At 35.7% G+C, this 16,895-nt stretch carries 10 protein-coding genes; 1 reads left to right on the forward strand and 9 read right to left on the reverse strand.

The genetic code is table 11. The features are described 5' to 3' along the window. Nucleotides 1-12: 12 nt before the first annotated feature. The 9 genes from recD to EPA86_RS15580 form a co-directional block, all read right to left on the reverse strand. Nucleotides 13-1,965 carry an exodeoxyribonuclease V subunit alpha gene (gene recD, locus EPA86_RS15540; RefSeq protein WP_140605235.1) on the reverse strand — a complete coding sequence of 651 codons (1,953 nt, stop codon included), beginning with the start codon at nucleotides 1,963-1,965 and terminating at the stop codon, nucleotides 13-15. Next, nucleotides 1,965-5,609, reverse strand: a complete 3,645-nt coding sequence (gene recB / locus EPA86_RS15545; RefSeq protein WP_140605237.1) for an exodeoxyribonuclease V subunit beta — start codon at nucleotides 5,607-5,609, stop codon at nucleotides 1,965-1,967. The genes recD and recB overlap by 1 nt, the downstream gene beginning before the upstream one ends. Continuing rightward, on the reverse strand, nucleotides 5,609-9,058 hold the full coding sequence (gene recC / locus EPA86_RS15550; protein WP_140605239.1) for an exodeoxyribonuclease V subunit gamma: 3,450 nt from the start codon (nucleotides 9,056-9,058) through the stop codon (nucleotides 5,609-5,611). The genes recB and recC overlap by 1 nt, the downstream gene beginning before the upstream one ends. Nucleotides 9,059-9,173: 115 nt before the next feature. Further along, nucleotides 9,174-9,560 (reverse strand): DUF4870 domain-containing protein, encoded by a 387-nt coding sequence (locus tag EPA86_RS15555; protein WP_140605241.1) that lies wholly within the window; start codon nucleotides 9,558-9,560, stop codon nucleotides 9,174-9,176. 188 nt (nucleotides 9,561-9,748) lie between these two features. Beyond that, on the reverse strand, nucleotides 9,749-11,905 hold the full coding sequence (locus EPA86_RS15560; protein ID WP_140605244.1) for a transglutaminase TgpA family protein: 2,157 nt from the start codon (nucleotides 11,903-11,905) through the stop codon (nucleotides 9,749-9,751). A gap of 63 nt (nucleotides 11,906-11,968) precedes the next feature. After that, nucleotides 11,969-12,955 carry a DUF58 domain-containing protein gene (locus tag EPA86_RS15565; RefSeq protein WP_140605246.1) on the reverse strand — a complete coding sequence of 329 codons (987 nt, stop codon included), beginning with the start codon at nucleotides 12,953-12,955 and terminating at the stop codon, nucleotides 11,969-11,971. Between the two features lie 9 nt (nucleotides 12,956-12,964). Beyond that, a complete protein-coding gene (locus EPA86_RS15570; protein WP_140605248.1) occupies nucleotides 12,965-13,942 on the reverse strand; it encodes an AAA family ATPase in 978 nt (325 codons plus the stop codon). A 101-nt stretch (nucleotides 13,943-14,043) separates the two neighbouring features. Then, the gene (gene aroG / locus EPA86_RS15575; protein ID WP_140605421.1) at nucleotides 14,044-15,102 is read right to left on the reverse strand and encodes a 3-deoxy-7-phosphoheptulonate synthase AroG; all 1,059 of its coding nucleotides are present in this window, start codon (nucleotides 15,100-15,102) and stop codon (nucleotides 14,044-14,046) included. Between the two features lie 181 nt (nucleotides 15,103-15,283). Beyond that, a complete protein-coding gene (locus EPA86_RS15580; protein ID WP_140605250.1) occupies nucleotides 15,284-15,544 on the reverse strand; it encodes a DUF5062 family protein in 261 nt (86 codons plus the stop codon). A gap of 204 nt (nucleotides 15,545-15,748) precedes the next feature. On the opposite strand from EPA86_RS15580, the gene EPA86_RS15585 reads away from it, so the two are divergent. After that, complete coding sequence (locus tag EPA86_RS15585) at nucleotides 15,749-16,867, forward strand: DUF3083 family protein (protein WP_140605252.1); 1,119 nt, start codon at nucleotides 15,749-15,751, stop codon at nucleotides 16,865-16,867. Nucleotides 16,868-16,895 lie beyond the last annotated feature (28 nt).

The raw sequence follows: 16,895 nt of genomic DNA on the forward strand, positions 1-16,895 counted from the left end.
AAAAACACTAGGTTAATTTAACCTTAATCCTGAGAAGCGATTAACTTTCTTACGCACACCTGCTTGCCAAGTCTTAAGATCGCTTGAAATGGTCAACTGTTTTTTCGCCCGAGTTATAGCCGTATACAGCAACTCTCTTGATAAAAGTTTATTCGCATCACCTAAAGGGTTATGCGTTGGTAATACCATAGCAACATGCTCAAACTCACTTCCCTGTGTTTTATGAATAGTCATAGCATAAACACTGTCATAATGTGGCAACCTAGTTGGAATAAACTTTCTAAACTGTAAACCTTGACCAGTACTGAACTGAGTATCTTCAAAATAGACAAGTAATTTGCCATTTTCTGATCGCCAAACTAGACCGATATCACCATTATAGAGACCTAATTGATAATTATTTTCGGTGATCATAATTGGCTGGCCATGATAAAGCGGTAGATTATCCGTTGGCAAAAAGCGTTTATCAAAATCATTGGGTAAATATTGTTTATCTAAAGAGGACTTTACATAATAAGTAATCAAATTATTTAATGCTTCAACGCCAATTTCACCTGATTTAGTCGCACAAAGTACTCTAAATTTTGATAACAATTCAAAACCTTGTTCAATATTCGTAGTTTGAGCAAGAGGAAGATAATACTTATTAACTAAAGGTATAAGCCAATCAATTAACGATGCATCAACATAGTTAAGTTCTCTATGATTTTCCTGGGTTAATAATTTCCAGCTATCCCCTTCATTACCATTAATAACCGCATTTGCAAGTAGGCCAATTCCACCAGTTCCATCAAAGCGTCTACTTTTCTTTAAAAAGCTCAAATAGTCTAACGGTTGGCAATGTTGCGATGATGTATCAGAAGATAAATCGCATGCTAGATAGGCCGTAGCTCTAGTTAAATAATCAATATTTTCTCTGCTATATGTTAATGAAGCTTTAGGAGCTATATCGGCGAGAACACTCCCTGTTGACACGGAAGGCAGCTGATCAGCATCTCCTAGTAATACCACACTACACTCAGGCTTAAGCGCCTTTAATAGTCTTAACATTAAAGGTAAATCAACCATTGAAACTTCATCAACCAATACTAAATCGTAAGGTAATAAGTTGTGCTCATTGTGCTTAAAATGTGGTTGGTTATGAATAACACCTAGCAATCTGTGGATAGTTTGAGCGCTTGTCGGTATTTGCTGTAAAATGTCACTATCGATATCACTTTGAAAACCTGTGATCGCATTAGCGATAGATTCACTTAGGCGTTGAGCAGCTTTCCCTGTTGGTGCTACCAGAGCAATATTAAAAGGCTTTTCAGTTAATGTTGATGAATCATTGTTTTCTTCAAGCATAATTTTTGCGGCAAGTAGCTTAGTTACCGTATATGTTTTCCCCGTACCAGGACCACCAGCAATTACAGCAAACTGCTTATTTAATGCATTTGCAACGGCGACAAATTGCCAATCAACCTCTTTATCTAACAGTCCTTTAAAGTGTTCTGGGAATAAATGACTTAAAATTGTGTTTGTCAAAGCAATATCTATCTCAGATTTGAGCGCTAATTTATCACGAATGATGATAGAGAGATCTTGTTCAAACTTAAAATAACGTCTCAAATAGAGGTTACCTTTCCAATAGACAACCGGCTTTAAACTTTGCGAATCAAGCTTCAACTGAGAAACGAACTGGGTTAACGAAGTTAAATCAGGGAAGTTATAGCCAGATGTCACCTCATTGCCATCATCATCAGATTGGTAGCCTAGCTTTGTTGTAGCAATTTCATATAGAGGAAGACAAGTATGCCCTGCTCTTAAGCTTATGTTTAATGCTAAAAACAAGTGAAAACACAAATCAACATCTTGTTCTATAGATAAAGTATCTATCAGTTCTTTGGCAAAAAAATAATCAATGGGTAGAAGCTCAGCAATATGGGCTTTCGCCTCTAAAAAAGTAGAGTAAATTAACTTCATTAAAGTAATACCTCGCCAATTGCGCTATCTGCTTTGTTAAGCATTGGAGTATTTCCTTTAAAGAAATCATCTAAACGGCTTATTTCTGATTCAGTTATCTTTCTAAAATACACTCCTTTACCTGCAGATGCTTTATCATTTGTCATCCCCCTTAAGTAAAGGTAATAAATACCACCAAAATCTCTGTTAAACTCATAGTCTGCAATTTTGTCTTTAAGGTATCGGTGTAATGCTAGTGAATAGATTAAATACTGCAAATCATAGTGATTAGATTCGATATTCTCCAATAGGGCATTATGGTGATAATCATTAAAATCATTACCTAAATGACTGGATTTATAATCACAAACAAAATATTGACCATTATGCTGAAAAATTAAATCGATAAAACCATGCATCATTCCCGTTAGTTTTTTGTATTCAGGTAATCTTACTGGAGGTACATAACGTTCAAAGACTTCTCCTTTAATATTCATTGCCGCTTTTCTATGCTCAGTAAGGACATGACTTAATATATTCACATCCCCCCCCTGCATTGGAAAATAAAACTCACTTTCACGTAAAGTATTACCTAAAGATAATGACGCCAGCTTTAACGTATCATTACTAGTATCTGTTATTGACATTGCCTGCTTTGAAAACGGACAGTGAATAATTTCTTCTAACCATTCAATAAAATCAGCTTGATGATAGCCTTGGGGTAGTTCACCGTATTTTACCAGTGGCCAATGAATAACTTCTGTCCACTTGGGCGTAGAAAAATCACATTTCTCAAAAATATCATGCAATAAATTACCGCTGTGAGCCCCTTTGGCTAACATAAAGCGTAACAAGTGCTCTGACTCAACCTTAGTTAACCTTCGATTCGCCAAGGTATCATTATCTCTATCGGGTAATGAAATGCCGACATGGCGCATATTACGACTAAGTGCAGAAAATGAACTTAACCACCAATCGCGTTCAATATCACCGTTAAACTCTTGCGCAGCTAATTGAATTTCTTGCGAATTTGTATTTAATAGTAGTGACTCTTGATAGCTAGCTTTTTCATTTTGATAATCATCAAAATATACATCTCTAATCGCTATGTTATCGGGTTCTGTTGCTTTCACTGCTTGCAAACTTGTTTGAATATCTTGCTCTTCTTGCCATTTTAAAGTTTGTCCAAGTGGTGATAAGTGATACTTATCAAAACAACAGGATAAAATATAACAGCGATGCTCTGCCCTTGTGATGGCAACATATAGTAATCGAATAGCTTCAGCATAAGCTTCTTCACTCATAGCCATTTTAGCTTGTTGGCTACCGTCAAGGCTTACCACTAATTGACCTTGAGCATTGTGATACTCAATATAATTAACCGTTTTAGTGCCAAATTTTAAAGGATCTTTATGGCGTGTTGCGAACGGAATAAACACAACGGGATACTCTAGCCCTTTCGAACCATGCTGGGTAATAATCCTGATTAAATCACCATCACTTTCTAATCTTAATTCAGCTTCAATATCTGGATTGTCCATGGTGATTTGTAACTCAAACCAATGTAGAAGTTCATGAGGCTGATTATGGCGTTGACTTGCCGCTTGTAGTAATTCAAATAAATGAATTAAATTAGTAAGACTTCTATCTTTTTCATCACTGGCTATATCAAAATATTGATGCATTAACTTAATGGCCATCGCGATAAAACCATATTTTGCCCATTGGGCTCTTAAAGCGATAAAATCATATTTTATATTTTGGTATTGTTCATCGTTATGCTGTAGTTCATAAAGTTTACTAGCGTTAATACCTAATAAACCACAACAAAGTCCAGCGACAAAACTGTATTCATTTTCACAATCTGCAATTGCAGTGAGTAAACTCAACAACTGTTTCGCTTGTTTACTGTGAAATAAATTAGCTCGCTCTGAAAGAAAAACACTGTCTAGATTCGCCAGAGATAATGCCAGCTTAATATCTCGAGCTTCACTACCATCTCTTACTAAAATAGCAATATCTTTAGGATTAACCGTGTGTTGTGCAAGTAAGCTTTGGACTTCTTCAGCGCACCAATGTGCCATGTTTAATCGTGCATCTTGTTTTACTTTATCACTTGGATCATCTTGATGAGTAAAATGAATAAACTGTAAGGCTTTACTTTTCTCACAGGCTAAATCTTTATTTGTAGAAGGTTTTTGCGACTGTTTGCCAGCAAGAACTGGCACGTAATCTATTCCAAAGCCAAAGACACTCTGTGCATTTTCGGTTTTATTACTAGCACTAGTAAACACTTGATTATAAGCAGACACCATTTCAGGTGTAGAGCGCCAATTTGTATCCATTAACCAATGATAATCACACCCCGCTCTTGCACTTAAATAGGCAAAGATATCACCACCACGAAAGCCATATATCGCTTGTTTAGGATCACCTATGAGGAAGATGCCACTTGTATCATGTTGACTACTTTTACCATAATAAATAGCTTGCAAAATAGAAAACTGGTTAGGATCGGTATCTTGAAATTCATCTATCAGCGCAACGGGGTATTGCTGTAATAGTGTTTGAGCTAGTTCAGCAGCTGAAGAAGTTTTTGCCGTTAAACAATGCGCTAAAGTATTAATTAAGTCGTCAAAACCTAAAACATTTAGCTGCTGCTTTCTCTTTGCGCATTGAAGACGTATTTGGTAAATACCCTCCCTAACAACGTTATATGCTTTTGCTTTAGTGATAGTACTCGTTAAATTCTTCAACTTATTTTTAACGTTATTAACAACTTCAAAAGCATTCTTAATGGCTTCTTTTTCTTTAGAGCGCCCAAAACGTCTGCCATCAATAAAGGCATCAGGGAACTGAGCTAAACCTATAAATTCATCCTTACCAATATTTTTTTCACTAACTTCATCTAACCATAAAACAAGCTGAGCTAACTCTTCTCTTCTCACTTGTTGGTCTTTTCCCTTTTTAACAAGTATTAACTGGTTTTCTAACAAAGTTGAGTTTGTTTGCAAACTTATACGGGCTTCACAAACTAACTGCTGGAACTGCTTTTCAATATCCTCAACAGGCACAAGAGTAAGTTCACGGTTATGTGAAATGGCTTTACTAAAACTGGTGAGAAAGCTTGTCGGTGTTGCCCAAAACTCTGCCAATAAAGTAAAAGCATGCTCATTTTGATTAGCCAACTGGCGATACCAATCTTGCGTTGCTTGTAATGTTATATCGTTAGTATTGGTAGATAACGTGGCATCAAAAGTTAAACCACTGGAAAATGCATGTTGATTGAGTACTTTTTGACAAAAGCCATGGATAGTATGAATTGCCGCATCATCAAGCAACAATAAAGCCCTTTTTAACAGAAATTGCGCTTTTTCATAACTCACCTTTTCACTTATCTGACGAAAGTATTCATCTGTTGCTATGAGTTCATGCCATTGTGTTAATGCTTGACGAATAAAAACATCAATGCGACCTCTTAGTTCTTGAGTCGCGTCTTTAGTAAATGTCATCAATAATATTTGTTCAACGGATAACTCTTGCTCTAACAAGAGCCTTAAGTAAATACGCGTAATATTATATGTTTTACCCGTACCAGCACTGGCTTCAATCAAATGTTTACCTGACAATGGGATGGTTTGAGCACATAAATTTTGCATATTCATTAATGCTCTCCTGTCAAAGTTGGCACTTCGATATTGTGTATAACTTTCACGACTTGCTTATACATAGCTTGATAAACTAAACATAAATCTTCTTCAAACAAGTTAATATCTGGGCATGTTGGCCAGAAGTACTCAAGGTATGGGTCTTCACCTAACCCTCTTGCTGATTGATTTCCTTGCCATGTTTTAGCGAATTTTTCCTGTGATATTTCTTCAAATTTCCCACGTTTTTGCGTAAACATAACGTGGGCTAAATCGCTATTGAGTAATAGTGCTTGTTGTTTCCCTTTAAAAAAGATCTTCAGCATGAGCGCAAGTTGTATTGCGGGTTGTTCAAGTTGTGCAAAGGTAAATTGTTCAACTTTTTGAGATTTAGTATTAAAGTAAAAACCTGTCGATTTTTCAACGCCAAGTAGCGCTTGTACCACCTCTGAGTTACTCGCTAAGCTTTTAGCTAAATGAGTTTCTTGCCAAACTTGTATCAATAATTGTTGTAAATAAAGGCTCAATAAATCTTTAGACTTTGCCGTAGAGTACCTGTACATAATGTGCTCATTGCCATGTACATTTAATTGACTCATTAAAGTTATATTTTGTAACTTTCCATCAAGGTTTATATCAACCTGACAATCCAGCTTATTAATACAGGTTATGCCCTTTTGCTCGAGTACTTTTGCAAATGATTGACTTTCGTTTTGCCATTGATGCAAGGTTTGCTTTGTTTGAGGTAAGTCGGGAAATTTACCAGATAATAAAGCCTGATGAACAAGATCATCACTGGTTATATCGCGGTTATTTTGCAGCTCACTTTTTACCAGTGCTTGTTTTAATAAATAACTTTCTAAGTAATCACTGGTAAAAGGCTCAACATCGTCGAGAGCAGCATTGTTAGTGTGGAAAAATAGTTTTAATTGAGACTGTGCAAAATACTTAGCAGGATGTTGATAGAAACGTATAAGTTCATCAATACTTAGTGAAGTAATGTCATTAACTGAATAATTTTCTGGTATCACTGCTAAATCAGCGCCTTGATTTTCCACTTCATTAGATAATGCTAAAGATAACCAGTGCCTATCAAAACTTGCTCTATTACCCATATAATTACTTTGACTAAAAGCTTGCATGGGTAACTGGAAAAGCTTGTTATTTAACGATTCCCCCTCATCTGAGCTATTCGTTGACTCATCAGTTGAAAAATGCCAGCCATAAGCTGATGTTAGATACTCCATTAGTTCTTTTAATACTAAAGATGGCTGTTTTTCTATATTCGTTTTTATACTGCGTCCTTGATAACTTAAGTAAAGCGCTTGTCTAGCAGAAATAATTGCTTCTAAAAACAAATAGCGATCGTCAGCTTTTCGTGATCTATCACCCATTCTTGCTGTTGATGATGAGAGTAAATCAAAACCTAATGGTTGGCGTTGTCTTGGGTATTCTCCGTCATTTAGTCCAAGTACAGCAATCACTTTAAATGGAATACTACGCATCGGCAGCATTGAGCAAAAAGTTACCTGACCAACCATAAACTGTTGACTTGCATCTCCTTGATTAAAGTGATTTGTTAAAAATTCAACCACAATATTTAACGGTAATAACTCCGTTAATTGTGCTTTTTCACAATGTTCAACTAAAGATACAATCGCTTGTGTAATAACGTTGAAGCTTACGTCGTGAGTTTTGCTGTTTTCTTGATTAAATAAAATTTCTATTTGCTCTAGTAAAAATTGATGCCACTGAGCGGGCGTACGTTCTTTCAATAGCTGCTGACTTAACGACTGTAATTGCTCAATAAATAGCATCAGTTGTCCAAGTAGAATCGCATCATCGCCTTCAACAATGCCTAACAATAGTTGCTCTTGATAAACAGTATCATTATCAGAAAAGGCAAAACCCTTAATCAATCGTGAAAGCCCTTGTTGCCAGGTAAAACTATTGTTTGCTTCTTCACCTAGATATTGTTGTTTATGTTCTTGGTTAATTCCCCAATGTATACAAGCCGAGTCTAACCACAAAGCAATTTTATCGAGTGATTCAAGGGGGATATTTACCGCATTGGCGATAGCGGGTAAGCGTAATAACGAGACAATTTGCGAAACCTGAAAGCGACTATCGGGTAGCGCAAGCAACTCTACAAATGTAGCTACAATAGGATCACTATGCAATGCGCTTCTATCAGCAATAGAACAAGGCAATGGCGGGCGTTTACTGTCTACATCTTGCCAGCCATGGGTAAATACGGCATTAACAAAAGGTGCGTATTGCTCTATTTGAGGACACATAACTAATATGTCCTTTGGCGTCAGAGATTCATCTTCATTAAATAAACTCAATAAATAGTCATGAAGCCCTTGTACTTCTCTTAGCACACTATGACTACTTGTTACCACAATAGAATTATCTTGGTTAATCTCATCTATGCATAAGCGTTGTGGATTTTCGCGTGAATCACTAAAGCTTAAAATATCTTGCTGTATACGCTGTAGAGCAGGTTTGCCAATATGAGTTTCATCTTCACTAAGTAACTCAAAAGCATCAACATTTACTGTGCTATATTCTTGCAACATAGCAATAAACTCACGCCCTTGTTGGCCCAAGTTCGCTAATAATGGATTACCGACAAATTGTTCAACTTGCTCAACACCTTCTGTCCACAGGCGTAATTGACGAAATGCTTCTTTTTCACTTTTTATATCTCCCCAATAATCAAAACAGGGATTTAAATGATAAAAATGAACATCTATATGTTGGCTTAACGCATTAATAAATGACAACCACATTGGTGCCATGGTATTTATGCCAAAGAAACTTAATCTTTTAGGTAATGCCGGTAAATTTTGCTTTATATTTTCAATGGCATTTTCAAGTAGAGCAACGGGGTTGTAAGGCAGTTGTTGTATCAATGTTTGCCAAATTCTAGCCTGCCATTTATAGTCTTTCGCATCAACATCATCTATTGCTTTTCCTTTTTCCCACGCATCAAGCCAATCGGGTCTAAAAATTAGATACTGCTCAAACAAATCGGCTAATTGTCTGGCCAACTGATAACGTTTAAAGTTATCAGCAAGCTTTTCATTCTTTGCTGTAAGTTCATTGCGCCAATAATGAGTTGCAACACTCATTTCTTCATCATCAATAATACTTTGCAAAGCCAAAATATCATAAATACGCCAGGTTAAAACTTCTCGAGAATAAGGTGACTGCTCTGGTACCACATCATCGTTAGCTATCGTTCTTATTAGCTTCCATAAAAACTGCGCCGGTAACGCGTAACGCATATTCATACTAATTTCGCGCTCGTTAGCTAAAGCAAGGTTTAGCCAATGTTGCATACCTGGATTTTGAACAACAACCACTTCTTGTTCAAACACACCTAAAGGAGAAACTTGGGAAACTTTGTTAAAAAGGGCTAACAAATGCTCCATTTTGTTGGCTGGATAGAGATAAATCAAAGAAAGCCCTGCGATGAGTTAAACATAAATTAATAACTTAAATTTAACCACACGCAGCTTATGAACTCTAGTAAAATGCGCTTAAAATTTTGACAAGATTACAAGCGCTTACAAGTTAATCAATAAAATCGAGGTTCTTCTGGAAGAAGTCACCTAAAATGGGCAACTTGTAGATATTTCCTATAAGGGCTTGATAGACACAAAATATCCAAATGAGACAAAGCATGATACTGACAAACCAACCAATTAATGGGATCAAAGTTAATAGTGCTGCTGTAATAATTAAGCCTAAGCTTTGTCTTAAATGAAACCGGGAAAATTCAGACTTTTGCTGTCCGTATAAAAACATTGCTAAAATCCAACCAAACAATGTTAAATAACTTAATACCGATATTAACTTACTCATGTCAGAAAGCTTAATAGATTTGTCGCTATTACAGGCACTTGATAAATGGTGATTTATAAGTGTATTTTGTTGTTTTTCCATTGCTTTATAACGCATTCATTGATTCTCCATCATCGTCTGCTATAAAAAGGAAGTACGAGCATAGATGTATCACTGCCCTGTTATTAACTTAGGTAAAATATACCGTTACTACAAGGGCAGAATATTTACATTGCCATAAAATACATCTTAATTATTTCAATTATATGAAGAAAACTTATAAAGAATATTTTGCTTAGAAATCATTAGTTCTTATAACTTAACTTATTAACTTGTTGATTTAATGATTTAAACTCATTTTTCATTTTTGAGAGCAATACTAATTGTTGCTCATGCGAAATTTGTTGATAGTTAAGCTGGTTAAATAAATGACTCAGCTTATAAAATGTTTTTGATATTTTGGGGAATTTTAATGCAACTTGTTTAGCAAAATGATTAACCGTTTCATCTGGGGATTTAGTCAAACCTTTTTTAGTTAACAATGTTAATGATTTGCTGTATAAAGCCCCCCAGGGCGTACGCTCTTTTGCTTTTATTCTAACCTTTGACAAGTAGATGTTAATAAAAAATAACAGCAATAATACTAACACAATCGAGCTGACCATAATTAAGCCAAACGTCCAAGATTGAACTTGACCAAACCAACGTTTAATCAGTTCATATTGCTTTTGAGCAGAATAACCAATAACAAGTTTTGTCCATTGATAATCTAATAAGTCCAGTGTTAAGCGTAGATTATTTATCCATGCAAAATGTTTAAATGACTGAAGGCTAAAGAAATTATTATCTAAATTATCTCTTTGCTCAGCTAAGCGCTCAGAAAAACCTTGATTAACTCTGCTAGGATCCACCGATGCCGTGGGATCATACCTGACCCAACCTATTCCCTTTAACCATATTTCAGACCATGCATGCGCATCATATTGATAAATATTTAAATGCCCTTTTGAACCACCTTTAGCATTAAGACGATTAATTTCTCCTCCCATATATCCTGTTACCATACGCGAAGGCACACCTGCGGATCGCATTAAAAATGTAAAAGCACTAGCGTAATGAGAGCAAAAGCCAGCTTTCGTATCAAAGAAAAATTGGTCTAAGCTATTATTTACCAATAAAGGAGGCTCTAAAGTGTAATAATAATTCAATTCGTTAAAACGAGTTAACACTGCTAAAGCTCTATCTTGCGGTGATTGAAATTGCTCTCTTAATTGCGCTCCTAATGCTTCTAATTTGGGATTAGAGCCAACAGGATAACTGAGGTTTATACGTTGCTCTGTCTTAGTTAAAGGACGCAACTTAGCTTGATTAACATAACTAGTGACCGAGTAACTTTGTGTTTGACTAACTATTCGCTTACTTTTTAGCGTATAGTCAGGTAGCAAATCGATACCTGTTTCAGCTGTTCTCGCCACAGGTAAGGCAAAAAGCCATGGTTGAAAGCTTGGTTCGACAGTTACTCGATATGAAATTGCTTCATCGCTTGCTAAAGTTTCGAGTCCTTTTAGCTCTTTTTGAAATAATGCGAGACCCCAAATATTTTTCTCGTTTGACTTGCTCCATTTTCTACCATCATATTTATCAAGCACTAATGCACGCCAATATAATTGTGAATATGCCGGTATGGTGTCCTCAGAAAATTCAACCCTAAAAGCCAATTCACTTGAGCGAGCTAGCTTGGCAATATCACCTGGTTGAACAGTCGCAGATAGTCCTGTTTGAGCTGACTTAGCTAAAGGCACTTGCCAAAAAGGTGAAAGTCGAGGAAAAAATAAAAACAGTAAGACAGCGAGTACTGAGCTTTGTGCAAGCAATAAGAACTGTAACTTACTATTTTTAAAAACTCGATTCGAAGGAGAGAAATACTGCAACAGTACCAATAGATTAATCATCAGTACCGCAAACGCTAAAATACTAAAATATAAATTTTGTGTAAAAATTAAAGAAGAGGCTAAAACAAAAAAGCCAAGTAATATTAACTGGTAAAAATCTTTTCGGCTTCTTAATTCAAACGCTTTTAATATATAAGAGAAGCTGAGCAGGTGAATCATACTAATTAAAATCCCAAAGCTTTTAGCAGTTACGGCTATTGCTATACACCCTAACAAGGCAAAAATTAATAACACCATGGGAGAAACAGTCTTTAACGCGAGCCAGTTTAATTGAGAATTTACTGGGTTTGGATGATCGGGTTTCACATTTTGCTGTATACGTAACGCTTGTAAGCAAAAACACAGCAATATAATGGCTAACATCCAATATGCTAGCTCAAAACCTAACAACGCGATATTAAGTAGCTGTGAAAGCCATAATAACCAAGCATTACTTCTAGTTAAGTAAAACTTTGGTTTACTCACCGCTTGCTTTACCAGCAACTTATTAAAAAGATGGGTTATCTTCACTTAAATCCTAGCCATTTGTTTTTCGAGTTTTTTTGAATAGTAACTATCACAGTTTATACCCCCTTAATACATAGCCAGAGCAGTCAAACATTGCTGTTTATGTGCTTTGCTCAATGAAGGTTCGATCTTTACCTTAGCCTTTCCAGGAGATGAGAGCAGTAACCCGAACTCTTGATTACTGGTAGACAATTTATTGACCAAGTAACTTAAATATTGCAATTGCACCTCGAGTTGTTTAGTGGGTAAATTATCTAAGGTTAACCATAATGGTTCACCTTGTTGGCTTTGGTAATGTTTGGTGAAATGCCCCTGCCCTTTAGCTAATTGTTTCCAAGCAGTTCTTGCCAGAGACTCCCCCTGAATAAAGTTTTTTAGTTCTGAAAACTCATCTATGCCAATATCCGAGGATTGAGTCACCCCGGCAAGTTTACTTTCCTCTGTAGAAGAAGATAACCAAGTATTTAAGTTGTTTATCACGCGTTGCTTGGGATATACCAACACCTTGTGATCGAAATCTAATTTAGACCAACTCCTAAATAAGCCAAAAGAATACTCACTACTCACAGTTATTCGTCCTAATGAAAATTGCCCACGCTCATTAGAGAATACTGGCAAATTAACCAATTCACTACCGGGTTGTACATGAATGGTAGCCGCAGTCTTTGTTTTCATTGACGGTTTTGTATAGGCAAATTGAATATTGAAATGTTCTTTTTGGGCTTCAATATAAATAGGAAAATCTATACGTTGCTCACAATAACCCGCCATAAGTTTTTCTGAATGTAAGGTTAATCCAGAAAAATTAAAGAAACTATGAAGCATTACCGTGACAAAAAAGCTCGCTAAGAAGAAGCTAAATAGAATAATTAAATTATTTTGATAATTAGTACCTAGTAAAAATAGCAGTAAAACAAACAGTAAATAAGTAAAGCCAAACGCTGTTGGAAATATGAATATATTCTTACTTGTTAGCGTATGTTGTGACTTTGCAGGTATACGTTTTGTTAACCAAGACTCAAATCTATCTTTAAAAAATGTCTTAATATTCACAGCCAATACTTAATAAGCAAGTGGATTTAAGACATCAACTAAGCCTAATATCTGCTTCGCAGCTGAACTAGAACCTGCTGTGTTTTGATATTGTTGTGGCTCTAACCTGTGTTGGCACACTTCATAAAAAACAGCCTGAATGTCATCAGGCAAAACATAATCTCGATCATCGATATAAGCCCATGCCTTAGCAGCGGCTAACAATGATTTTCCAGCGCGTGGCGATAAAGGTGCGCATTGCAAACCAGAAGATAAAACAGCTTTATTTTGTGGTAACTTTTTATCATCCATAAACTGATAGCGACTGACTTGGCATAAGGCGATAACATAATCAATTACATCAGAAGACACAGTAATATTTTGAACGGCTTGCTGCATTTCTATTAACTGCTCAGAATTAAGTACGTTTGGATGTTCTCCTGTAATCGTATCATCACTTCCTTGTAGGATTTTCTTTTCTGCTTTTAAATCAGGAAATCCTAATGATAATCGCATCATAAAACGATCAAGCTGAGATTCAGGTAAAGGATACGTACCTGAGTGAAATAAAGGATTTTGAGTTGCTATCACGAAAAAAGGGGTTGGTAAATCATAAGTAACACCATCAATACTGACTTGATTTTCAGCCATAGCTTCTAATAATGCACTTTGAGTTTTTGGGCTGGCACGGTTAATCTCATCGCCTAGCACTACCTGGTTAAATACAGGCCCTTTATGTAATTCAAAGGTTTTTGTGTCTTGATTAAAAATTGATACGCCAATGACATCTGAGGGTAATAAATCACTAGTAAATTGCGTTCTTTGATAGCTAAGACCTAATGAAATAGCTAATTGATGTGCTAAAGTTGTTTTCCCCATACCAGGTAGGTCTTCAATTAGTAAATGCCCTTTGGCTAGCAAACATGCTAATGCTAATCGACATTCTCTGGGTTTACCTAGAACGACTGATTCAATTTGAGTTAATACCTTTTCAATTATATGTTGCACTACTTCATTCCAAAGTTATAGGTTAAAAAACACTCGAAAAAAAACGCCTAAAAGCAAAGCTCATTAGACGTTTTAACATGAATGTTTCGATAAAGAAATGATTAGCTACGAGAATCTCGTCGGTTTTGTACTGCCTGACTCAATTGCTCAAGCATCTTTTCTGTATCAGACCATCCAATACACGCATCTGTAATACTTTGACCATATACTTGTGCTTTACCGTCAATAAGCTTTTGATTCCCTTCAACAAGGTGACTCTCGACCATAACGCCAAAAATATTATTATTACCTTGGCTAATTTGTTCACTAACATCCGTTGAAACAAGCATTTGATTTTCAAACTTTTTGTTTGAATTTGCATGACTGAAATCAATCATAACCTTGGTATTTAGTTTTGAATCATCTAACTGTGAAGTCACTTCTTGCACACTGTCAGCATCAAAGTTAGTTGTTTTACCACCACGTAAAATAATATGACAATCACTATTACCTGTGGTTTCAACGATAGCGGCATGACCAAATTTCGTAACTGAAAGAAAATGATGAGATGCTGCCGCTGAACCTATTGCATCTATTGCTATTTTTATTGTGCCGTCTGTACCATTTTTAAAACCAACAGGACATGATAAACCTGAAGCTAATTCACGGTGAACTTGTGATTCAGTAGTTCTTGCACCAATTGCTCCCCAACACATAAAATCAGCCATGTATTGTGGTGTGATCATATCAAGAAACTCACCTGCCGTTGGTAAACCAAGCTCATTCAAATCCAATAGTAGTTTACGTCCCATACGTAAGCCATCATTCAATTTAAAGCTATTATCCAAATAAGGGTCATTAATTAGACCTTTCCATCCAACAGTAGTACGTGGTTTTTCAAAATAAACGCGCATAACCACTTCTAAATTGTCTTTATATTTTTCGCGCAGTTTTACTAAACGCTGACCATACTCAATGGCCGCTTCAGGATCATGGATAGAACATGGGCCGATCACAACTAATAAGCGGTCATCTTTATTCTTTAAAATATTATGAATAGCAGCACGACCTGCAACTACAGAAGCGGTTGCCTCATCTGACGCTGGAAATCGTTCCAGTAATGCAATAGGAGGTAATAAGTCTTTAATTTTATTGATGCGCACATCGTCAGTTTGGTACATAAATTGTTCTCTTTTTTCTGCCATTCATGTTGGCTTAAATGTATTTTTGTCTAATTCTTTACGGCTAGACGCCTATATTGGTAATCCCAAAGACAATCTAGCAGTGTTAACAATGGATTTCTATGAAAAAATACTAAAACACAGCAATATTTAGAATAAATATTCTATTCAGCATCTATTCTCACTTTAACAAGGGATGATCTTTTGGTAATTGCTTCGCGAGCCATAAAGCAAGCTTGTGCTTCATATTGACTTGATTTTCTTGAACAACAGGTAAGGGTTGAATAAGTTTATCGTTAACTAACAGTCGATATAGACTTTCTATTTTATCTTTAGCTGCATTAGTTGAACTAAAGCCCTTATACCCTCGATTGATTGCATATTTTTCACCAATAATGATGGCTTTCTTTACTAACTCTGCTTCATTTTTAATCTTTTTCATTTAGATTCCTTGATTGAATTACGTTCAACTTCTCGAGTACGTTAAGTAGTATTTACTCCATATACAACAATAAGTTACATTTAATTACAAAATAGCCTAAGCATTCACTTTAATAGTTGATTCACATCAGCTTAAATCAACTTTCATTCGCTATAATTGCCATAATTTAATTTTAACTATTTTTATCACTATATAGGTGAGTATATGTCTGTATCAAGAACTAGAAATTTACAACATAAAGTTTACATTCCCTCTTCTGCAAGAGAAAACCAATATTTAATGGCTAAGATACCATTAACTGATGAGTTGTTAGCCTCATTTGATGAATTAATTGCTAAAGGCTCTGAAACACCATTTGAAGCGTTATATCAACATTTAAGTGATTCGTTTTTTAAAGCCACAGATAAATCAACTATTGAAAGTGCACAATTTATTGCTAACGATAAGTTCCCTCGAGTTCGTTATAGCCCTGAAAAATTAACTGCACAAACAAAACAGCAAGTACTATTTTTATACGATCCTAAATTTCATACGAGTCGTAATACTTTTGTAAATGGCGCAAATAAAGCTAAAAAGATTACTTTGATCTTTTTAGCTAATGGTGATGATATCCGAGTTGAGTCAGCAAAATTCCATAATGAAGTAAAAAATGTATTACTTGATTTTGCTAAGCAAACAAATATTGATATTTCTCAAATTCGTGTTTGTGATCATCAACATTTAACTTACGATCTATTCGCTAAAAATAAAGGTATTGAAGGCAGTCAATCTCATAAATTCCGTTCTATGACAGATAGATATTTAGCTGACAAATTACAGTTACCACAAGAGACTGATGCCCTTACTTATGCTGTAGTTGATTTACCACTAAATCGCAGGATCAGATCGTTAGTGACTATAGACGACACAGCATCAGACAAATATATTGAGTTATATAACCTTGTGGCTGACGCTTTTATCAATTCAGCAAAACAACACAACTTACATAATGGCGCTGTTATCGCTAATGGCTTAGTACCAATAGTAAGACGTGCTGAAGACGAGAATGTCATCAAAGATGGCGAGTTGTTGATGTTGGGTTATAACCCTAAACACTCATCAGGTGGCTATACCTGTAAATGGGATGCGAATAAGTTAGTTGATAGCATTCAACTTATCTTTGTTGCTAGTGAACAAGACAAAACTTCGCATGGCTATGGCAAATTTGTTAATCAGATCCAACAAGCTTTATCATCTTTTGCAAAACAACTAGATTATGTGGTTGAAAAAGAGGAATTAATACTAAGACTTCACCAGCACATTGGCTTTTATTTAGAGAAATAATTCGACCAAATATACTAGAAAACAGTTA

Origin of the sequence: Litorilituus lipolyticus (assembly GCF_006439335.1) — a bacterium.
In the GTDB taxonomy this organism is placed as follows: Bacteria; Pseudomonadota; Gammaproteobacteria; order Enterobacterales; family Alteromonadaceae; genus Colwellia; species Colwellia lipolytica.

Bases quoted from the DNA above. Each gene is read 5' to 3' on its own strand.
- EPA86_RS15580 (WP_140605250.1), bottom strand. From the start codon at position 15,544: ATGAAAAAGATTAAAAATGAAGCAGAGTTAGTAAAGAAAGCCATCATT.
- EPA86_RS15555 (WP_140605241.1), bottom strand. From the start codon at position 9,560: ATGCGTTATAAAGCAATGGAAAAACAACAAAATACACTTATAAATCAC.
- recD (WP_140605235.1), bottom strand. From the start codon at position 1,965: ATGAAGTTAATTTACTCTACTTTTTTAGAGGCGAAAGCCCATATTGCT.
- recB (WP_140605237.1), bottom strand. From the start codon at position 5,609: ATGAATATGCAAAATTTATGTGCTCAAACCATCCCATTGTCAGGTAAA.
- EPA86_RS15585 (WP_140605252.1), top strand. From the start codon at position 15,749: ATGTCTGTATCAAGAACTAGAAATTTACAACATAAAGTTTACATTCCC.
- aroG (WP_140605421.1), bottom strand. From the start codon at position 15,102: ATGTACCAAACTGACGATGTGCGCATCAATAAAATTAAAGACTTATTA.